This window comes from Dolomitihabitans soli, assembly GCF_022213955.1.
GTDB classification, from domain to species: Bacteria; Actinomycetota; Actinomycetes; order Streptosporangiales; family Streptosporangiaceae; genus Streptosporangium_A; species Streptosporangium_A soli.
Genome location: NZ_JAKNTW010000030.1, coordinates 1 through 20,372 on the forward strand (window position 1 = coordinate 1; position 20,372 = coordinate 20,372).

Consider the following 20,372-nt stretch of genomic DNA (forward strand, 5'->3'; position numbering starts at 1 on the left):
GGCCCCCCCGCCCAATTTAGTCCGCGGGGGGGGCCGCCCCCAACCCCCGCCCCCCCCCCCGGCGCAATCGAGATGAATCGCACACTAATACTGCCCGCCTGGAAGGATTGGACTGCCCGCGCTGCGGCTCCAAAACTGGACATGAGCGCAAGGGAAGGGGTTTCAGTAATGGTGAGGACGGCGGCGATGGAAGCGCGCGAGTTTCTGGAGTCGGTAAGGGATGGCGTGGGGGCGTACAGGATCGAATCGTGGCCGCAGGTGATAGCGGGGCGCCCGGCACGGCGGGTCGACGACGTTGTGGCCTCGTTGCGGGTGGAGCAGCGCAACAGTGTTGGGTTCTTGGATCCGGTGGAGGACGCGCTGTATGTGACGGCAGGGCTGCGCGGGTCGGGTTTCCCGGCCTCGTTCCACCTCGGCCGGGAATCGGTGCCGGCGATGCCACCGGCAGGATTCTACGCGTGGGTGGAGTGTGACGGCGAAGTGGTGAGTACATCCCTTCCCGTCAAGGAGACGTATCTAGAGGTGTATCGGGCATGAACCGAGTTGAAATTACCAAGCGCGGGGTGCGGTCGAGTGGTCCGGGGACGATGGTTCCCGGGCTGCGAATCGTCAATTCAAAGGATTCGTTTGAATTGACGCTGGAGCTGCCGTCGACGCTGCCGGTCTATTACCGGATCGATCCTTCGGGGTTGGAGTGGGGCGAGGATCTGGCCGCTTTTGCCGGTGGCGCAGCGGTTCCCGGTCCGGAGGCGTGGGACCTGCTCGCGCTGGTGCACGGCACCGTACCGGCGCCGGATGACGCGCTGGGTGTGCCCGGGGTTCAACGGCTGACGACCGGCACGGTGGTGCGGGTGGACGCCGCCGGGGTGCGGGTAGAGCGGCAGGCACCACGATCGCCCAGCCCCGAGAGGGATCTGATCGACGTGGTCGGTGCGGCGCTACCGGACGGTGAGTTCGGGATCGCCTACAGCGGTGGACTTTCCTCGGCGTTCCTGGCGGTGGCGGCGTACCGGGCGGGTAAGCGGCCGGTACTGGTGCACGCGGATCTGGGCGCGGCCTTCGCGCACTTGCCGGTGCCCGAGATACCCGGCCTGAAGCTGCGACGGGTGCCGATGGATGTCTCAGAGTTGCTGGACCATCACCCGATCGCCACCGAGGTACCACGACCCCCGACGCCGGAGGTGGAGGTGCGCCGGCGCCTCGTGGCGAAGTTGTCCGCGGCGGTGGAACTGCCGCTGGCAACCGGGGCGCTGCTGGAGGACCTGGTCTCGATCCGGTTGCCCGAAGCCGAGATCAGCGACGAGAAGCTCCTCGAATGCGAGCCGTTCCACGTGGCCGGAACCCTGCCCACCTTGGCCGAGGCGCGCAAGCTCCTGGAGGGACAGACCGTGCATGCGCCCATGGCCGGTGTGGAGGGCCCACCAGAGGAGCAGCAGCCCGGTGCTCAGCCGGCACCGGTGCCGGCGGGAACGAACTTCGTGCCTGGTCTGACCGAAGCGGGCCAGGAGGAATACGGCATCGCGCGACAGTTGAGCCTTCCGCTGTGGGAAGAACACATCAAGTCTCTCCCGCCGGTGTTGGGCAAGGCCGACGCCGCTTTGGCCGAGCGCGGGGGGGCCGGCGCGGTGCTGCCGGCCCTCGACCCGCAGGTCCTCGCCACGGTGGCCGCGCTTTCAGCCGACGACATCGGCCGGATCGAGCGTGGCGTGTTTCGGAACAACCTGCCGCTGTGGCAGGCGCTCGACGCGCATGGCGTCACCGGCGTACGGCGGGCGGCGCCCGGTTACTGGCTGCGCCTGGCCGCCGCGGAACACCTGTATGCACAGCGGGACAAGCTGGCGGCGTCTGTCGCTGATTCCCCCCTGGCGAAGGCAGGCCTGATCGAGGCCGAGCAGGTCGCCGCAGCACTGCGCGACCCTCGGCAGATGAGCGAGCACGCCCTGGCCCTGCTGCGGTTGGTGTGGACCGGCCACTGGATGCGAGGTCAAGCATGAGCACGGTGAAACTGGCGCCCCAGGTAACCCTGACCCGATTGCCGTACGGCGGCGCGGTTCTGGTGAACGGCGTGAATCTGGCGATCGCCGAGTGCGATGAGCCGCAGACAGCGGCGATCAATGAACTGCTGGCCGGCGGCGTACCGGAAGGGCAGTTGGCCCAGGTTCTGATCGCGGACGGTTGGGTGGTGCTGAGCGATGCCGGCTGATGTGCTGGTGGCGGTCCTGGCCGGGCCCCTCGTCGTCTCCGGTGTGGCGAAGCTGGCGGCGCCGACCGAGAAACTGTCCTGGCCGATCCGCAGCGGGCCCCTGGCGGCGCCTCACGGCCCGCGACTGGTCGCCGCCGCCGAGCTGGTCGGCGCGGTGCTGCTCATCATCGTGCCTGGCCGCCTTGCCGCGGTGGGTGGCCTGGTGGCGTACCTGGCGCTGACCGCCGTAGCCCAAGCGTTGCGCGGCCAGAAGTGCGCCTGCTTCGGGCTGGCGCGGCTGGCCTCGGTAGGTCGCACCCACGTCCTCATGAACGCCGCCGGCGCGCTGCTGGCAGTCATCGCTCTACTGATGGGCCCCGGCGCCCAGACGGCGTTGCGCGTCGGGTTCGCGGTAGCAGCAACCGCCCTGATCACGGGTGTGGTCTTCGCAGTGGACCACCGTGCCCGCGCGATCGAAGCAGCAAAGGAAAAACAGATCGTGGAACGCACCGATGCGGTGTACAGCGTACGGCTCTACACCTCCGCGTCCTGCCCGTCTTGCCGGGCACTGAAGAAGCTTGTGGCAGGTATGGAACCGGCCCGCCGCGACGCGGTCGCCGAAACCGTGCTCGGACGCGATGATGCGGCACCCGGAGCGATGGCGGAGATGGGTGTGCCCTGCGCGCAGGGCCTCGATGCCGCCGGCGAACCCGTCGGCGAACCGGTCTCTGGAATCGGCTCGGTCAAGGCTCTGATCAACTCGATCGTGGTCACCGCACATGCTTAGGAGCTGGAGGGACAGCTCACCGAACGGCGCGTGGGCGCGGCTGACCACTCCGGCCCGATCATCGATCTCGCAGGCGAATCCCGCCGTCGCGTACTGGCGCGAACTGCGGGTGGACCCGGACCTGGCCGGGCTCGCAGTAGACCAGGCATGGCCGACCCGCATCGAGATCCACACACACAGCACGTCGCCGGGTTGGATCCTCCCCCTCACCGACGTGCTGCCCGCACGACTGGCCTGGCACCCCGAACGGCCCCTCGTCGCAGGGCTGGTGGTGCGGGACCGGCATGCCCACCCGTGGGTGGCCGACTACGCCACCCAGACTGTCACGGTGTTCGACCAGATTCGGGCCGCGACCTCCCACGCATGGCCCCCCCATGCCTGGGTGGACGACCGCCTCGTCCTGCTCCTCCCGTCGCCCCCAGCGGCAGAAACCCCGCTGGCACACGGGAATCCGGTGGCACTGGAGGCGACGGGTCCGATGTACGTGAAGTTCCTGCCTACCCTGCCCGAACTCGCCGAGCTCATCGCTGCCCGGCCCGCGGCGCTGGATCCGGTTACCGGCCAGGCGATCGGACTGACCGACCCACTGGTGGTACGGCGTCTGGCCGCCCTGGACGGCGAGCTCTATCTGGAGTACGCCGAGGATGACCCCGCCTCCGAGGACGGGCTGTCCTGGTCCAGCCTGACCGTATCGGTCGACGGCTCCGGCTCGCCTCGTCCGGTCGCGGAGGCTCCGCACGAGCCGGCGCCGTCGAAGGGGACACCGGTCCCCGAACCCACCCACCCAACGGGCATCAGTATCGATACCGGGTACCACCAGGCCTCGCTCACGCACCACCCGGGAGAGCCGGCAGCAGTGTTGTGGCTGCGCAACGCCCGCCCTGGAAGCCCGGCAACGGCGCCCCCCCTGCTGGATACCGGACACGCGGTCGCGCACCTGGAATTGCCGTTGCACTGGCCGGCCGACGCCACAGTGGAATCCCTGCACCTGCAGATCATCGACACGGTGCGCGCCGCGATGGCCACCGTGGACGGTCCGATGCTGGTGGGTGGGCACAGCTTCAGCGCCACCCTCGCCCTGTATGCCCTCGCCCATGTCCCTGAGTTGCGTGGAGCGATCGTGCACAGCGGCTGCTACAACCGCACCCTCACCCCGACCGGCTGGCAACACGAGAAACGCCACTTGTGGCAAGCCCCGGACATCTACCGAGCGTTCAGTGCCCTGGAGTTCGCCCACAAGCTGGATCGGCCGGTGCTGTTAGCCCACGGCACCAACGACACCAACCCCGCCACCGCCCCCGAACAATCCGTCGAACTCTACAAGGCCATCGTTGCCAACGGCGGCACCGCCCGCCTACTCCTCCTCCCCGGCGCAGGCCACGCGTTCTACTACGCCGAACACATCGCGTTCCTCAGCACCGAGCACCGCAACTGGATCGAGCGGTGGACCCAGTGACGCCCAGGCTCACCGTCCGCGACATGTGCGGGGCGGCGGTACTCGCCGTACGCATGTCCTGGGCGGCGGACCGGCGCGGTGTCCTCACCGTGGTGGGGCTTCAACTGACCACCGCGGTCGGCCTGGCCGGTGCGTTGCTGTTGTTGCGGGGCATGGTGGACGACGTGATGGCCCTCGCCAAGGGGGGCGGCGCCGGAGTCGACCTATGGAGGCTGGTGTCCGGGCTGATGGTGCTGGTCGCCCTCGGTGCGGTGGGTGGCATCCTGCAGGCGCTCAGTGGGATGCGGCAGCAGATCCTCACCGATCGGGTGGACCGGCACGTCATCTCACTGGTGTTACGTACCGCCGCCCACACCGAGCTGTTGGAATTCGAGGACCCGGACTTCCACGACCGGCTACAGCGCGCGGTACACGCCTCGCGGCGCGAGCCGGCCAAGGTGGTCATGATGCTGGTCGCGATGCTGCAGGCGGTGCTGACCGTGGTGGCCATAGCGGGCGTGTTCATCACCATGGCCTGGTGGCTGCTCCCCCTGGCGACCCTCTGCGCGTTGCCGCTGTTCAAGGCAGCCAAGGACCGACGCAACGCCGTGTACACAATGCACCACTCCCTGGCCGAGAACCACCGCCGCCGCCAGTACTTGGAGCAGCTGCTCACCCGCCGGGACGAGGCCAAGGAGATCCGGGCCCTGAACCTCGGCACCACCCTCCACACCCGCTGGGACAGCGAATACGCCCAGGAGTTGAACGGCATGGCCCGCCTGATCCGCACTCATGCGGGACGGGAGATCCGCGCCAAACTCTTGTCCGGCGCCCTGATCGTGGGTGTCATCGCCTCCGTCTGGGCGTTGGTGAACACCGGAATGGTGTCCCTGGCAGCCGGCTCCACCGGCCTGGTCGGACTCTGGTTGCTGTCGAGCCGCATGGGAATGGCCAGTCAGATGATCAACGACGTGGGCCAGTCCCTTTACTTCCTCAAAGACCTGCACAACTTCACAGCCGCAGCCGTCGAGCCACTCCCCGGACTCGCCGAACCTGTACGCCCATTCAGGACGCTCCGTGCGCACGACCTGACCTTCACGTACCCCGGCGCCGACCGCCCCTCGCTCCACGGTATCGATATCTCACTCCACCAAGGCGAAATCATCGCCCTCGTCGGAGCCAACGGCTCCGGGAAGACCACCCTTGCGAAGCTACTCGCCGGCCTGTACGCGCCCACTGGCGGGACGCTGGTCCGCGACGGCCACCCTGCCACCGACCTGCACCGACTGCGCCACGGCTGCGCCGTGGTGTTCCAGGACTTCGTCCACTACAAGCTCACCGCCCACGACAACATCGCTTTCGGTCGCGTCGACGACCAACCCCACCACAGCCGCATCAGACACGCCGCCGAATCCGCCGGCGTCGCCACCTTGTTGGAGAGCCTCCCCGACGGCTACCACACCGTCCTCGGTCGCGAATTCACCGATGGCACCGACCTTTCCGGTGGCCAGTGGCAGAAACTCGCCATCGCCCGCGCCTTCTACCGCGATGCCCCCTTCGTCATCCTCGACGAGCCCACCGCCGCCCTGGACCCCCAAGCCGAAGCCGACCTCTTCGCCCGCATCCGTCATCTCTTCGCTGGCCGCACCGTCCTACTCATCTCTCACCGCTTCTCCAGCGTCCGCAGCGCCGACCGCATCTACGTCCTCGATTCCGGCCGCGTCATCGAGCACGGTACGCACACCCAACTCATGCGTACCCAGGGCCGCTATGCCGACCTCTTCCTCACCCAAGCGGCGGGGTATCTCGACGCCACGCCAGCCTGAACACCACACCAGCGGTGTCCCTTAAACCGTGAAACCTCAAGTTTGGTTGAAGTCAACCTGCCGAATCGGCGACCGCCGTTCGTTCGGAGGTAAAAGAGCAGCGGCGCGCATGGGCAGTCCGCCGGTTTCCCCCGGATCACGCCAGCTGACGATGGAATGCGCCCATGCACCTTTCGTCGTGTCTGAGCTAGTGGCGCTCCTAGGAGCGGCCGCCTCTCATGCATGAACCGGGCCGTACGGCCCTTTGTGTGTCCCCTGGCTGCGTCGCCTATACGATCCTGCGACCGGACGGGCGGCCTGGAGGCGTCAACGCCCGCGCCATGGCCGCTCGCGCTTAGCTCAGGCCAGGCGCGTTCGACACCGATGCCGTCGGGGGTCGAGGGCCGGGCGAGAAGCGTTCGCAATCGTTTCTTCATCTAGTGGACCACCGGAACAGGCCGTCCAGGTTTACAGTGCGTCCAGCCAAGGGGGCACGATGAAATTTGGGATATTAGGTCTGCTGACGGTGTGGCGAGAGGGTGAGCAGCTCGATCTCGGCACGCCTAAGGCGCGGGTGCTGTTGGCGGTTCTGCTGTGCCAAGCGGGTAACCCTGTTTCGGAAGATCAACTGGCCGTGGCACTCTGGGGGAACACCCCTCCGAAGAGCGCCACCAAGAATGTGCAGACCTACGTCCACCGGCTCCGGCGGCACCTGGGCGACCCGGCTCGCGTCGTGCGGCAGGGCTCCGGCTATCTGGTGCCGGTGGTCCGGGACGAGCTGGATGCGGCGAGGTTCGAGAACCTGGCCGGCTCAGGGCAGGCGGTGGAGGCCGCCGGTGAGCCGGAGGTGGCGACCCAACGCCTGCACGAGGCGCTGAGTCTCTGGCGCGGGCCCGCGTTCGCCGGCATGACCGATGTCCCGATGCTGGCCGCGGAGGCCGCACGGCTGGACGAGGTCCGCCTGTCGGTCCTGCAGTCGCGGATCGCCGTCGACCTGAGGCTGGGACGCCACGCCGGGCTGTTGGGCGAGCTGACCGCGCTCACCAGCGAGTACCCACTCCGGGAGCGGCTGCGCGCGCAGCTGATGCTGGCGCTGTACCGCTGTGGCCGGCGGGCGGACGCGCTCGCCGAATACACGCGTGCCCGCAAGACCCTGATCGCGGAGACCGGTCTGGACCCGGCCGAAGAGCTGCACGACATGCATCAGAGAATCCTCACTCAGGACCCCTCACTCGATCTCGTTCCTCGCGTCATGGCGACGATCACGGGCTCCCCTGTGGGGCCGGGCCCGTACACGCCGGCCCACCGTGACCTTGCTGCGCGCCTGCCGGATGAACTGGACATCGAGCCGAGCGAGAAGGTGCGGCACGCCCACATACGTGCCCTGTCCGCCGACAGTCCCGTCCATGCCACGACCCCGATGCCTGAAGCTCAAACGGCCCCCACCCCCGCCGAGTTACCGCCGGACATCGCGGATTTCACGGGCAGGGACGGCGAGGTGGCAGACCTCACCGAGGTCCTCACCAAGCCACGGCCGGGCACCGTCGCCATGGCCAGTATCGCGGGTCTGGGGGGCCTGGGTAAGACCACGCTCGCCGTGCACGTCGCGCACCGGATCGCGGATCGCTTTCCCGACGGCCAGCTCTATGCGGACCTGAGCGGCGCCTCCGCCGACCCTGCCCGCCCGGAGGACGTGCTCAGCCGGTTCCTGTTCGCACTGGGCAACAGCGCCACCGGCATACCCGAATCCCTGGAAGAACGCGTGGCGTTCTACCGGAGTTGCCTGGCCGGACGCAGAATTCTCATTCTGCTCGACAATGTCGCCGGGGAGGAGCAGGTGCGGCCGCTCCTGCCCGGGGCTCCCGGCACGGCCGTGCTCCTCACCGGACGTGTCCGGCTGGTCGGTCTCGAGGGCGCGAGCCTGCTGGAACTCGACGTCCTGCCGTCGGCCCAGGCCATGGGCCTGCTGAGAAGGATCGTCGGCGACGAACGCGTCCAGGACGACCCGGACGCGGCTCTGGAGATCACCCGGTTGTGCGGCCGGGTGCCGCTCGCGGTCCGCATCTCGGCGGCCAGGCTCCTCGGCAGAAGGCAGTGGAGTCTGTCCCACCTCGCCGGCGTCCTCGGGGAGGAGCGGCACCGGCTGGACGAACTTGTGGCGGGCGACCTCGACATCCGCGCGGGATTCGAGATGAGCTACCGGACGCTTCCCGCGGGCGCGCAGCGGGCCTTCCGGCTGGCCGGACTGCTCGACGCGCCCGATTTCGCCTCCTGGGCGGTGGCGGCCCTCCTGGACGTGCCGGTACGGCAGGCGGAACACGAGATCGAATCCCTGGTCGACGCTCATCTGCTGAACCTCACCGGGACGGACGAGACGGGCAGGCTCAGGTATCGGTTCCACGACCTGATCCGGTTGTACGCGCGTGAGCGGGCGCAGCGCGAGGATTCCGAACCCGAGCGGCAGGCCGCGCTCGGGCGGGCCCTGGGTGCGTGGCTGGCACTGGCGGAGGTCGCGGCGGAGCACATCCCGGGCCCCTGCTACGCGCTCATGCACAGCTGTGCGCCGCGCTGGCGGCTGCCTGCGGCGGTTTCCGGCCCGCTGCTGGCCGACCCGATGGCCTGGTTCGGCGCTGAGCACGCCGCGCTGATGGCGGGGGTCGCCCAAGCGTGCGAGGCGCGCCTGACCCAACTCGCATGGGACCTCGCGGGGTCCACCGAGACGTACCTCAACGTGCGCGGCTTGTATGACGGCTGGCAGCGCATGCACGAGCAGGCGCTCGCGCTCTGCCGTGAGACCGGCGACAAGCGCGGCGAGGCCGTGCTGATGCGCGGCCTCCTGGAGGTCACCACCTGGAACTCACCGGCGGGCCCCGGACCGGCGATGACACGGATGCGGGCCGGCGCTTCGCAGCTCCTCGACCTGTTCACCATGCTGAACGATCCGGTCGGAATGGCCGATGCCTTGGCGACCCTGGCCTGGAGCATGACGGCCGACGGAATCGGTGCACAAGCGCTGGCCCTGGCGGAGCACGCCCTGCGGACGGCCGCCGACGCGGACTACCTCGGCGGCCAGGCGCGGGCCTATCACGTGATGGCGATCATCCACGGCGAGGACGACCCTCAAGGGGCGCTCACGGTCCTGAAGCAGGCGACGAAGGTCGCCGAGGCGCTCGGCAACCCTCACTACACCACGACGATCACCCAGTTCCTCGGCGCGGCGAAATCGTTCTGCGGTGACACCACGGGCGGCCAGGAACTGCTGGAGAGGTCCCTGGGAATGGCACGGCGGTTGAACTACCGCTATCTGGAGACGTTCTCGCTGCTCTACCTCTCGAAGCTGTTCGTCATGGTCGGGGACGAGCGGGCCAGGGCGACCGCCGAACTGACGCTGGCCTACAGCGAGGACGGCAACTTCGGCCATTATCTCGCCGACGCGCTCAGCGTTCTCGGGCAGTTGAGCCTGGCCGAAGGAGACCTGCCCGCCGCCATCGCCACCCTCGAACGCTCCGTCCGGGTGTGGCGAACCCGCGGCTCGATCCCCTACCTGGCGCGGACGCTCCGCGCCCTCGGCGACGCCCACGGCGCCGCCGGCGACCACAGCACGGCCAGGGCCGTCTGGGAAGAGGCCCGCGAACTGTTCCGCGGGATCTCGCACGAGGATGGCGTGAGAACGCTGGACGCCCGGCTCGTGTGAAGGGCAGCCAGGCTCATCGGCGACACGTCGCCGTGGATGACCGCCATCTGACGGTCGGCGGTCCGGTCGCGTCGCCGTAGTGGTGAATGTGCACGCTGTGCCCGCCGGCCATCGTCATGCGGCCGCCTCCTCGCGGGCGAGCTCGGCGAAGGCCCGGTCGGCCAGATCGCGAAGGTAGGACTCTTCGGTCAGGCTCACACCGAGGCGATTGCAGGTCAGGTGGGCACACATGTCGAGGACATCCCGCACGGCGTTGGGCTCCCCGATCCGGCCGGCCAGCGCCGTGGCGGAGGCCGCGAGGGCGCCGGCGAATCCCAACGGCTCCCCCGGCGGGTCCGCGGCCAGCGCCCGCGTCCGTTCCGCGATGGCGAGCAGGGTGTGTCGCTGGCTTTCGTACCAGGCCGCGGCCTCGCCCTCGGCCTCCCCGCCAGGTGGCCATGAGGGCGTTTCGGGCTCCGGCCACCCGGTGCCGCGCGAGGCGATCCACCGATTCACGGCGAGCGCGGTGAACGCGGCCGTACTGCGCCGGTTGCCGGAGGGCTCCGTCGCCAGTAGCCGCCGTACCGCTCCGCTGCAGTGGACGAAGTGGTCCTCGGCGGCGTGCAGGGAAGCGCCCGTGCCGTACTTGTGGGTCTCCGGCCGGTACGGGATGAACGCGAAGGAGTTGTTGGGCCGGCGGTGGCGTTCGTACGACGGCATCTGCTCCAGTGCCGCCATCGAGGGCGCGTAGAGGTCGTAGTCCGCCTGGGTTCCCCGGGTGGGTGCGGGGAGGCGGCTCAGGAAGTCCGTGATGGCCCCGGACATGATCCGCCGTACGTCGTCCGTACGTCCCGGAGCGACCAGGGCACGAATCCGCAGGTGCGGTCCACCTTCCCAGTGCCGCAGGAAGAACAGGCCCCCGCCGGCGGCAACGTGATCGAGACGGTCCTGCACCGTGGCCAGCAGATCCGTGATGACGAGATCGAGGTCGCCGTCATAGAAGACGTGGGCGCTGATCCACGACCGCGTGTCGGCCACCCGCACGGCACACTCCCTGCCTCGTCCCTGCCACCGCGACCGGCAGATCAACCGGTCACCACGAATGACGGGAATGTAGCGAGCGCCGGAATAACTCCAGTACATGCTCCCTACATGCGTCTGGTGAGCCGCCAGCTATAGGCACGGGCATCACCTGAACCAAACTGGGCGATCTCGGTCGCGCCCGTGAGCACCTGCAGCAGGCTCGGGCCGAGATCGGCGCGCTTGGCGATGACGAATATGGGCAGCTCATCAAGGATGGCCTGGAGCGGCTGGCCGAACAGTTGGGTGACGTCACCTGACTGCGAGCCCGGCGAACTCTCTGAACGAGCGCTTTGGCGAGGGCGCGTGCTCGACGTCAGCGCGGACACCGCCGCCCGCCGCTACCACCCCTGAACAGGAAACAGCGCGCCACCGAGAGTCACCTCGCCCGAGGGCGGGAAGCTGCTTCGAATCCGATAATCGTTCATGGGTGGACCGTAGCCTGCCCCAGCGACAGAGCGGGCCGGGATGTAGAGGCACGCGAGGGTGTTAGGGTCGCGCCATGCCACGTACGGACAGGGCGTCGCGGGTGATCGCTGCGCCACCCGATCGCGTCTGGGCCGCACTCGTCGATCGCGAGGCGCTCATGGCATGGCTCCCTCCTGCCGGGATGACTGGCAGGTTCGAGCGATTCGAGGCCCGGCCGGGCGGGTCGTACCGGTTGGTGCTGACCTATTCCGACGCGTCTGGCGCGCCCGGCAAGGCGACCGTGGATTCCGACATCGTCGAGGCTCGCTTCGTCGACATTGTCCCCGGCGTGCGGGTCGTGCAGGCGGTGGACTTCGTCTCCGACGATCCTGCCTACGCCGGCACGATGACCATGACCTGGGAAGTCACCGCTGTCGAAGCGGGGACGCGCGTCGACATCGTTGCCGGGGACGTCCCCGACGGCATCTCCGCGGAAGACCACGCCGAGGGGCTCGCCTCTTCCCTGACGAACCTCGCCGCCTACACGGAGCAGTAGCCCTCGCCCTCGCTGATGCCGCGTCAGGCAACGTTTGCCCTGTCGTGAGGTGACGCGCTGTCTCGGTGCTGTGCCTGGCGGCGTGTGGCCGTCACCCTGTCCGGGTGGCAGAGCGAGTACGCGTGCGCGAGATCGAGGCGGAGCCGGCCTTGATCGGTGCCGCCAGGACGACTAGCCTGATCGCCGTGCTGCCGGAAGGCGGGGCCGAAGCGATCGCGTCACGCGGGAAGAGCCCCGACCACGACGAACTGCTCGACCACGCCGCCATGGAGTTTGGGACCGACTGACGATGAGCGCGGAAGAGGATTTCAAGCAGGTCGGCGCCGAGCTGGCCGACCTGGGTGTAGGGATCTCCAGGATGATGGGGAGTCCCGCGCTCAAAGATCAGGCGGGGAAGGTGTTCGCGAGCCTGCAGCGCGATGGCGCGATGGTGTTCCGGCTGGTCAGGGACACCCCCGAACACACAACCGCGCTCCAGCTGGCTGGTGCGTCCCTGTTTGACCCCTCGGGGCGGGGCAGGGCGATAAAGGACTGGGTGGTCGTGCCCCACTCCTCGGCCGAGAAATGGACGGATCTGGCCGAGGCCGCCCTCAGCCGCCCACGCTGATCAGTAGGCCACGTCGCCGGTGTGGCGGTGGGCGCCTGAGTCGGGCAGGACGCGGAGCACGGCGTCGGCGCGGGCGATGGTGGAGCCGCCGCGCACCGCGCCGTCGACCCGCGTGCGGTGGTCCCCGCGCGCCGGAGTGTCGAGCAGGCGCGGCGGGCGCACGATCGTCCAGTCGAGCGGGCACGTCCCCACCCACGAATGGCCGACGAAAGGGCGCACGACGTGACCATGCACGACGACCAGGTGGACGTGACCGCCGAGCAGGCCGCCACCCTGGTGCACGAGCAGTTCCCGCAGTGGAGCGGCATGGACATCCGCCCGCTGCGGTCGACCGGAACGGTCAACACGATCGTCCGCATCGGGGACGGTCTCGCGGCGCGCTTCCCGCTGCGCCTGGCCGATGCAGACACCACGCGGTCGGCTCTGGAGCGGGAAGCCTGCGCGAGCGCGGAGCTGACACAGATCTCGCCGTTCCCCACCCCCGAACCCGTGGCCCTCGGGGAGCCCGGCGCGGGCTACCCCATGCCGTGGTCGGTCCAGACGTGGCTGCCGGGGATCGCCGCCACGGACGCCGATCCGAGCGGGGCGGAGGTCTTCGCGGAAGATCTTGCGACCTTCATCGCCGCACTGCGGGGGGCCGACACCCGCGGCCGGCGGTTCAGCGGCCAGGGCCGCGGCGGCGATCTCACGCACCACGACGCGTGGATGGACAAGTGCTTCCAGGAAAGCGAGGGGCTGCTGGATGTGCCGCGGCTTCGCCGCCTGTGGAACCGGCTCCGGCGGCTGGCGCGCAACGGCGCGGACGTGATGAGCCACGGCGACCTGATCCCCGGCAATGTGCTGGTCTCGGCCGGCCGCCTCAGCGGAGTCCTCGACGGAGGCGGCTTCGGCCCGGCCGATCCTGCGCTGGACCTGGTCAGCGCATGGCACCTGCTGCGGCCCGGTCCGCGGGAGGTGCTCCGTCGGTCCCTGGCCTGCGACGGCCTGGAATGGGAGCGCGGCATGGCCTGGGCCCTCATGCAAGCGATGGGCGCCGTCTGGTACTACGTCGACAGCAACCCGGCGATGAGCGCGATGGGGCGCCGCACCCTCGACCGCATCCTGGCATCGGCCGGGTGATGCCGCCTGTCGTCCGCGTCGAGCCGGCCGCTGACGCGGACGGGGGGTCCCCGAGGACCAACCGCCGCGAGGTCGGACGCACCTGAATTGGAGCTCGGCATCGAGGCCCTGGCCCGCACAACGCCACGTTCTACGGCGTGAAGAGCCGGGAGTTCCAGGGCTGACGTCCGACGTCGCTCAACCCCCGCCCCGGCGCGCCCAGCTCGCCGGGGCCCGGCCCATACGACCGCACACGGCATCGATCGGATCTTGCTCTTATGGAAACGCTCCCGCATCACGATGGAGCGGCTGCCGGCTGCGGCAGTGACCGCACCGCAGGAGCTCTTCGCAGTCCCCGCCCCGGACCCGGAGGGCGAAAGGCTGCGGGATCCGCGCCTCAGGCTTCGGCGAGCAGCGTGGTCAGGCGCTGCACGACGGACGGCGGGGCCGTCTCCAGCGTGCCCGAGTCGAACGGCGGCTCGGGGGCGTACTCGATGAACAGCTGTACGGCTCTCGCCGTGTCGTCGTCCCGGAGCCGGGCGACGAGGGTGAGTCCCATGTCGATGCCGGCCGACACCCCGGCGGCGGTGATGACGCGGTCGCCGACCACGACCCGGTCGGTGCTGACCTCGGCTCCCAGTGCCCGCAGGTCCTCGCGCGCGCCCCAGTGCGTGGTCGCGGGCCTGCCGTCCAGGATGCCCGCCTTGGCCAGCAGGGTCGAGCCGGTGCACACGGACGTCGTCCAGACGGTGTGCGGGTGGGCCGCGGCCAGCCAGGCGACCAGGTCGACCTCCTCCTCCAGCACCCGCCGCCACTGCCCCGAGCCGGGCACCACGATGACGTCCGGCCGCGGCAGGTCGCCGAACACGCCCGTGGCGGTGACCTCCAGGCCGGAGTCGCAGCGCACCGGCCCGGGCCGGGCCGCCAGATAGCGGGCGGTGATGCCGGGGATGTGGACGAGCGTCTCGTGCGGGCCGGTGAAGTCGAGTGCCGTCATGCCCGGATACAGGGCGAATGCGATCTCCATGGTGGTCCCTTTCTGGAATGGTCGGATCGCCCGCGGACCCGCTGGGGCCGGTGGCGCGTTCTGATGGGGTGTGGCGCTAGACGGCGGACAGGATGCCGGTGGCGTGGAACCTGTCGCGGTAGGCGCCGGGCGGGACGCCGATCTCGCGCAGGAACATCCGCCGCATCGTCTCGGACGTGCCGAATCCGCAGTGCCGCGCGACCGTCTCGACGCTGTCGGCCCCGGACTCCAGCAACGCCCGCGCGGCCTCCACGCGGGCGCGTTCCACGTAGCGCCCGGGCGATGTGCCGACCGCCCGGGTGAACTTGCGGGCGAAGTGCCGCTCGCTCATCCCGGCCCGCCGCGCCATGGCGGGCACGGACAGGTCGTCTGTGAGGTTGGCGGCGATGTGGTCGAGCAGGTCGCGCAGGGTGTTGTCCCCCACCCTGCGGACCTGGGTCCACGCGCTGAACTGCGACTGGCCGCCGGGGCGGCGCAGGAAGACCACGAGCGCCTTGCCGACCGCGCGGGCCAGGTCGGCGTCGTGGTCCTCTTCGACGAGGGCGAGCGCCAGGTCGATGCCGGAGGTGACCCCGGCGGCCGTCATGATCCTCCCGTCCCGCACGAAGATCGCGTCCGGCTCCACCCGGGTGTTCGGGTAGCTCTCCGCGAGCTGCGCGCACCGGGACCAGTGGGTGGTGGCCCGTCTGCCGTCCAGCAGCCCGACGGCTCCGAGCAGGAACGCCCCCGTGCACACCGAGGCGACCCGCTGCGCCCCGTCCGCCAGCCGTCGCAGGTGTCCCAGCAGCTCCTCGTCTCGGGCCGCCGCCTCAGCGCCCCAGCCGCCGACCACCAGCAGGGTGTGCGGCGGCTCGGCGATCCGGGCGAGGTCGGCCGTCACCCCGATCCGCACCCGCGACGAGGTGATCACGTCCCGGCCTCCGAGAGAGGCGGTGACCACGCGGTACGCTCCCCGGCCGGTGATCTTGCCGACCGTGTCGAACACATCGACCGGTCCGGCCACGTCGAGGAGCTGGATGTCGTCGTAGAGTGCGATCACCACGTCCCGTATACCGCTCGCTGCCATGCCACGAGTATCCGAGACCTCCGGACGTGTCCGCAACGACGGGCACCCCTCGGATCCTGCCACCCGTTCCCCCGGGCATGCACGGGACCGCGCGGCGAGCGCAGTGGTCGGGACATGGTCCGGGTGGCGGGGTCGCTGGTGACCAACCAAGTCCGCGCCTACGACCTGCTGCGGTTCTCACCATGTGCGGCTTGGGGAGCGCCGGGCCTCGCCCCCTGCCCGCCATGATCTCCTGGACCTGCTCGAAGGTCTCCATGTCGACCAGAGCCTCGTGGACACGCTGGTTCGACCAGATCCAGGCGTCCTCGCCGTTCCAGCGCATCTTGGCGGTATGGCGCCCGCCTGCGTCAGCCGATGGCCTCGGCCCAAGGCGTCGCGTACCAGGTCGGCGTGTACACGTCGAAGTCACGGGCGCGGGATGTTGCGCAGATTTGAGCGGGCGAGTTGGATCATGCGGCCCACGCCGCCGCTGAGCACGATCTTGCTGGTCGTGGTGGCGAAGCCGGCCAGTTGCTGTCCGGTGATGTGTGGGGGCATGGACAGGGCGTTGGGGTCGGTGACGAGATCGAGGAGGGCCGGTCCGTCGTGCTCCAGCGTCTGGCGCAGCGCGTCTCGCACATCTCGTGGATCGTCGACCCGTATGCCGTGAACTCCGGCCGCGCGGGCGATCGCCGCGTAGTCGGTCGGCGGGTAAGTCGTGCCGTACGGCGGGAAGCCGGCGACCATCATCTCCAGATCGACCATGCCGAGTGCGGAGTTGTCGAACAGCACGATCTTGACCGGCAGGTCGTACTGCGTCAGCGTGAGCAGGTCGCCCATCAGCATGGAGAATCCGCCGTCACCGGACAGGGAGATGACCTGCCGGCTGCGGTCGGTCAGTTGCGCGCCGATGGCTTGGGGCATGGCGTTGGCCATCGACCCGTGGGAGAAGGAGCCGAGCAGGCGTCGCCGACCGTTCGGGGACAGGTAACGGGCCGCCCAGACGGTGCACATCCCGGTGTCGACGGTGAAGATCGCATCCTCAGCGGCCTCGCCGTCCAGCAGGGAAGCGACGTATTCGGGATGGATCGGCCGGTGCTGCTCGACGTCGCGGGTGTAGGCGGCGACGGCGCCCTCCAGGGCGTCGGCATGCTTCTTGAGCATCCGGTCCAGGAAGCGGCGGTCACTCTTCTCCCGCACTTGCGGCGTCAGCGCGCGCAGGGTCTCGCGGACGTCGCCCCAGACGGCCAGGTCCAGTTTGCAGCGGCGGCCCAGGTTCTCGGGGCGGATGTCGACCTGGACGATGCGCACGTCGTCGGGCAGGAAGGCGGTGTAGGGAAAGTCGGTGCCGAGCAGGATGAGCAGGTCCGCTTCGTGCATCGCGTCGTAGGCGGCGCCGTAGCCGATCAGGCCGGACATGCCGACGTCGAATGGGTTGTCGTACTGGATCCATTCCTTGCCGCGCAGCGCGTGTCCGACCGGTGCCTTGACGCGTTGGGCGAAGGCCATGACCTGCTCGTGGGAGCCGGCCGTGCCGCTGCCGCAGAACAGGGTCACCTTCTCGGCCTGGTCGACCAGCCGGGCCAGCTCGGCGATCTCGGCCTCACCGGGCCGTACGGCCGGCCGCTGGGTGAGCAGAGCTGGTTCGACGGTCCGCTGCGGCGCGTCCTGGCCGGCGATGTCTCCCGACATGCTGACGACCGCGACGCCCGAGCGACCGATCGCGTGCTGGATGGCGGTCTGCAGGATGCGCGGCATCTGTTCCGGATGTGAGATCAGCTCGGAGTAGTGGCTGCACTCGGCGAACAACCGGTCCGGGTGGGTCTCCTGGAAGAACGAGGTGCCGATCTCGGCGCTGGGGATGTGGGCGGCCAGCGCCAGCACCGGTGCCATGCTGCGCTGCGCGTCGAACAACCCGTTGATCAAATGCAGATGACCTGGGCCGCAGCTGCCCGCACACGCGCCCAGACGCCCGGTGAGCTGCGCTTCCGCACCTGCCGCGAACGCTCCAACCTCCTCGTGCCGCACCTGCACCCACTCGATCGCCGGATGGCGGCGCATGGCGTCGGTGACGGGATTAAGGCTGTCACCGACAACGCCGTACAACCGCTCGACCCCGGCTCGCGCAAGGATGTCGACGAACTGCTCCGCGACGCTCTGCTTGGCCATATCCCGACGCCCCCGTCTGCTCGAACCCCGGCCGACCTGCGGACCCCCGTCCCTGATCGGCCGAATCTCCATCGAATCGCCTTGTCCGGCTGGATTCCCCTAGCGTTCCCGTTTCCGCCGGCACCAGCCCTCCGGCGTCGGCGAACTCCCCGCCGACCACCAACTCCTCCTGAAGACCATGACGACCGCGGACGGCCCGCTGCTGTGCTAGCGTTCCCGTTTCCGCCGGCGCCAGCCCTCCGGCGTCGGCGAACTCCCCGCCGACTACCAGCTTCTCCTGAAGACCGTGACGACCGCGGACGGCCCGCTGCTCTGCAAGCGCATCTGCCAAGTGGCCGGGCTGGGCACCGCATCGGGGCAGGTGGAGGGCATCCGGGCCAAGCTGAACCGGCCGGCCGCAATGCGTGTCGCAGACGAATGGTCGATGTGATGTGTTCGGCTGGTCGCGGGCCGCTGACAGGAGCAGAAGGGGGTACTACCGGCCGGGTCGCCTCGGGCGTTTCAGCCCGGGGCGCCTCGACCGGTGGCACACCATCATGGGGCGCCACCGATCCACCCCGCCGCCGTAGATCCGCGGCCGACGTCCGTCCCCTCGCGCAGGGCGGGTCCCCTCGCGCAGGGCGGTCACGCCACGTGCGCTCGATCGGCAGCGCCGGGCTGGTCGGGTGTTCCGTGGCTGGGCCAGGCGACGTCGTCAACCGCCAGAAACGGCTCGTGGGCCACGGCCGCGGGGGTTACCCCGGCGAACTCCATGACGTCCCGATGCAGGTGGGACTGGTCGGCGTAGCCGCCGTCCGCCGCGACCCCGGCCGCGTCGTGCCCCGTGGCCAGGCGGTGGGCGGCATGGTCGAAGCGGACCAGTTTCGCGGCGCGCTTGGGCGGCAGGCCGATCTGCGCGTGGAATCGCGACCACAGGCGCTTGCGGCTCCATCCGAGCTCGGCCGCCAGCCGCTCCACCCGAACCAGGCCGCGGCTGCCCACGATCCGATGCCAGGCCCAGGCCACCTCCGGCTCGACCGGCGACCCCGCCTCACACCGGCGGGCGAACAACGCCTCGATCAACGCGAAGCGATCCTGCCAGGAGGAGACCTCGCCCAGTTGCTCGCTGATCCGGGACGCCTGCCTGCCCCACAGGTCGTCCAGCGTCGCCACGCAGCCGTCCAGCTCGGCCGGGCCGACGCCCAGAATCGCGCGGGCGACCACGGGGGACAGGCGCACCTGAACACACGCGATGTCCTGGCCTCGCACCCACACCGCGCCGCTGAGCCCGAGCCCGGCGACAAGACTTCCCCGGTGCTGCCGCCCGGCGACGTCCTCAACGACGGGCGGGCCGGCCCTCAAGTCCAGAACCAGCGTCACGGCCGGGTGCGGAATCATCCTGTGACCCTCCGGAGCCATGCCCCGGTCAAGGAAGCCGGCCATGGTGACACCCGTCACCCGGCTGCGCCGCACTGAGGATTCGACGTCCCACACAACGGCATCGTCACGTTCGCGCACAGTGGACCGCATGCTCCCATGCTAGAGGAGCCGAAGCGAGGGGAACATTTGTCCAATCCACCGGCGCGCACCGGCGGCGACAGTGGGCTCATGACCATTCCTGACGGCACCACGGACGGTTCGACCCTGGCCCTGGACGACGGCGACGTCTACGTGTGCCAGGACGGCCCCCACGATGCCCCCGCACTCGTCCTCGTCCACGGGTCCGCCTCCTCGGCACGCTCGTGGGACGCGCTGGTTCCGCTGCTGACCGGATCCCATCGCGTCATCCGGATCGACCTGCTCGGGCACGGCCGATCGGCCAAACCGGACGGCCACAGCTACGCGACCCCGGACCAGGCACGCCGGGTCGGACAGGCACTTGACCGGCTCGGCGTCGAGCACGCCATATTCGTCGGCCATTCCAGCGGCGGCGTGGTCGCCACCGCCCTCGCCGAGCGACGACCCGATCTGGTGACTGCGCTCGTGCTCATCAACACCGGACCCAGCCTGGACGCCTTCATCGCGGCGGGGTCCGCCGCCATCGACCCCACGCAGTGGCCGCCGACCGACGAGCAGATCCGCCAGTTCGCGAGCACCGGTTTCAGTCGCGCCGGCTACCAGATCCCGCAACAGCTCCTGGACGAGGTGCGCGCCATGACCTACCACACGCTCACCATGACGATGCAGGCCACAACCGGCTACCTGAAGCAGCAGGCGCTCCCGGAGCGGCTGGCGGTCCTCGGCAAGCCGCTGCTGGTGATCTTCGGTGAGGACGACCGGAGATGGCGCTCCTCGTCCGCCGCCGATTACCACGCCGTTCCCGGCGCGAGGGTCGAGCTGCTGCCCGGTCTCGGGCACTCGCCCATCCTGGAGGATCCGCAGCGGACCGCCACACCCCTGCTGGCCTTCGCCGAGATCCACGCCGCCTCGTCGACGACACGTCCGGCGGATGGCGGATGACCTCGGAAGCGGCGATCGGGACCGGCCCGGACGCCACGATGTCCAGCATGCGCACGACCTG

The 20,372-nt window shown here is 69.6% G+C and carries 19 protein-coding genes and 1 pseudogene; 13 read left to right on the forward strand and 7 right to left on the reverse strand.

Annotated elements, in window-relative coordinates; all coding sequences use genetic code 11:
• The first annotated feature begins 141 nt into the window (after window positions 1-141).
• The 7 genes from MBA17_RS38630 to MBA17_RS38660 all read left to right on the forward strand — a co-directional run bounded on the left by MBA17_RS38630 (window position 142) and on the right by MBA17_RS38660 (window position 9,903).
• On the forward strand, window positions 142-537 hold the full coding sequence (locus MBA17_RS38630) for a lasso peptide biosynthesis protein (RefSeq protein ID WP_238502620.1): 396 nt from the start codon (window positions 142-144) through the stop codon (window positions 535-537).
• A gap of 95 nt (window positions 538-632) precedes the next feature.
• Window positions 633-1,994 (forward strand): hypothetical protein, encoded by a 1,362-nt coding sequence (locus MBA17_RS38635; protein WP_238502622.1) that lies wholly within the window; start codon window positions 633-635, stop codon window positions 1,992-1,994.
• Window positions 1,991-2,203, forward strand: coding sequence for an actinodefensin-associated protein B (gene adfB, locus MBA17_RS38640; RefSeq protein ID WP_238502624.1), 213 nt, complete (start codon window positions 1,991-1,993; stop codon window positions 2,201-2,203). The genes MBA17_RS38635 and adfB overlap by 4 nt, the downstream gene beginning before the upstream one ends.
• Window positions 2,193-2,969, forward strand: a complete 777-nt coding sequence (locus MBA17_RS38645; RefSeq protein ID WP_238502625.1) for a hypothetical protein — start codon at window positions 2,193-2,195, stop codon at window positions 2,967-2,969. Before adfB ends, MBA17_RS38645 begins: the two co-directional genes overlap by 11 nt.
• Window positions 2,962-4,425 (forward strand): alpha/beta hydrolase family protein, encoded by a 1,464-nt coding sequence (locus MBA17_RS38650; protein ID WP_238502626.1) that lies wholly within the window; start codon window positions 2,962-2,964, stop codon window positions 4,423-4,425. The genes MBA17_RS38645 and MBA17_RS38650 overlap by 8 nt, the downstream gene beginning before the upstream one ends.
• Before the next feature lie 152 nt (window positions 4,426-4,577).
• Window positions 4,578-6,230 (forward strand): ABC transporter ATP-binding protein, encoded by a 1,653-nt coding sequence (locus MBA17_RS38655; protein ID WP_238502627.1) that lies wholly within the window; start codon window positions 4,578-4,580, stop codon window positions 6,228-6,230.
• A gap of 475 nt (window positions 6,231-6,705) precedes the next feature.
• On the forward strand, window positions 6,706-9,903 hold the full coding sequence (locus MBA17_RS38660) for an AfsR/SARP family transcriptional regulator (protein ID WP_238502628.1): 3,198 nt from the start codon (window positions 6,706-6,708) through the stop codon (window positions 9,901-9,903).
• A 114-nt stretch (window positions 9,904-10,017) separates the two neighbouring features.
• Here MBA17_RS38660 and MBA17_RS38665 read toward each other — a convergent pair whose 3' ends face one another.
• The gene (locus tag MBA17_RS38665; RefSeq protein WP_238502629.1) at window positions 10,018-10,926 is read right to left on the reverse strand and encodes a thiopeptide-type bacteriocin biosynthesis protein; all 909 of its coding nucleotides are present in this window, start codon (window positions 10,924-10,926) and stop codon (window positions 10,018-10,020) included.
• 104 nt (window positions 10,927-11,030) lie between these two features.
• Window positions 11,031-11,291, reverse strand: coding sequence for a hypothetical protein (locus tag MBA17_RS38670; protein WP_238502630.1), 261 nt, complete (start codon window positions 11,289-11,291; stop codon window positions 11,031-11,033).
• Between the two features lie 173 nt (window positions 11,292-11,464).
• Here MBA17_RS38670 and MBA17_RS38675 point away from each other — a divergent pair, with 173 nt between their 5' ends.
• The 3 genes and pseudogenes from MBA17_RS38675 to MBA17_RS38685 all read left to right on the forward strand — a co-directional run bounded on the left by MBA17_RS38675 (window position 11,465) and on the right by MBA17_RS38685 (window position 12,533).
• Entirely contained in the window at window positions 11,465-11,926 is a 462-nt protein-coding gene (locus MBA17_RS38675) for an SRPBCC family protein (RefSeq protein WP_238502631.1), read from the forward strand.
• Window positions 11,927-12,069: 143 nt separating this feature from the next.
• Window positions 12,070-12,213 (forward strand): annotated as a pseudogene (locus tag MBA17_RS38680) (argininosuccinate synthase); the annotation flags it as partial.
• A 2-nt stretch (window positions 12,214-12,215) separates the two neighbouring features.
• A complete protein-coding gene (locus MBA17_RS38685; RefSeq protein WP_238502632.1) occupies window positions 12,216-12,533 on the forward strand; it encodes a hypothetical protein in 318 nt (105 codons plus the stop codon).
• On the opposite strand, the gene MBA17_RS38690 is transcribed toward MBA17_RS38685, so the two are convergent.
• Complete coding sequence (locus MBA17_RS38690) at window positions 12,534-12,752, reverse strand: NAD(P)H-binding protein (protein ID WP_238502633.1); 219 nt, start codon at window positions 12,750-12,752, stop codon at window positions 12,534-12,536.
• Window positions 12,753-12,761: 9 nt separating this feature from the next.
• Here MBA17_RS38690 and MBA17_RS38695 point away from each other — a divergent pair, with 9 nt between their 5' ends.
• Window positions 12,762-13,652, forward strand: a complete 891-nt coding sequence (locus MBA17_RS38695; protein WP_238502729.1) for an aminoglycoside phosphotransferase family protein — start codon at window positions 12,762-12,764, stop codon at window positions 13,650-13,652.
• 376 nt (window positions 13,653-14,028) lie between these two features.
• Here MBA17_RS38695 and MBA17_RS38700 read toward each other — a convergent pair whose 3' ends face one another.
• From MBA17_RS38700 to MBA17_RS38710, 3 genes are all read right to left on the reverse strand, one after another.
• Window positions 14,029-14,658 (reverse strand): DJ-1/PfpI family protein, encoded by a 630-nt coding sequence (locus MBA17_RS38700; RefSeq protein ID WP_238502634.1) that lies wholly within the window; start codon window positions 14,656-14,658, stop codon window positions 14,029-14,031.
• Between the two features lie 76 nt (window positions 14,659-14,734).
• Window positions 14,735-15,724 carry a GlxA family transcriptional regulator gene (locus MBA17_RS38705; protein WP_238502635.1) on the reverse strand — a complete coding sequence of 330 codons (990 nt, stop codon included), beginning with the start codon at window positions 15,722-15,724 and terminating at the stop codon, window positions 14,735-14,737.
• 405 nt (window positions 15,725-16,129) lie between these two features.
• Entirely contained in the window at window positions 16,130-17,872 is a 1,743-nt protein-coding gene (locus MBA17_RS38710; protein WP_238502637.1) for a pyruvate dehydrogenase, read from the reverse strand.
• A gap of 286 nt (window positions 17,873-18,158) precedes the next feature.
• On the opposite strand from MBA17_RS38710, the gene MBA17_RS38715 reads away from it, so the two are divergent.
• Window positions 18,159-18,302, forward strand: coding sequence for a hypothetical protein (locus MBA17_RS38715; protein ID WP_238502639.1), 144 nt, complete (start codon window positions 18,159-18,161; stop codon window positions 18,300-18,302).
• A gap of 194 nt (window positions 18,303-18,496) precedes the next feature.
• Here MBA17_RS38715 and MBA17_RS38720 read toward each other — a convergent pair whose 3' ends face one another.
• On the reverse strand, window positions 18,497-19,381 hold the full coding sequence (locus MBA17_RS38720; RefSeq protein ID WP_238502641.1) for an AraC family transcriptional regulator: 885 nt from the start codon (window positions 19,379-19,381) through the stop codon (window positions 18,497-18,499).
• A 78-nt stretch (window positions 19,382-19,459) separates the two neighbouring features.
• Between MBA17_RS38720 and MBA17_RS38725 the strand changes: the two genes are divergently transcribed.
• Window positions 19,460-20,311 (forward strand): alpha/beta fold hydrolase, encoded by an 852-nt coding sequence (locus MBA17_RS38725; protein WP_238502643.1) that lies wholly within the window; start codon window positions 19,460-19,462, stop codon window positions 20,309-20,311.
• Window positions 20,312-20,372: the final 61 nt, after the last annotated feature.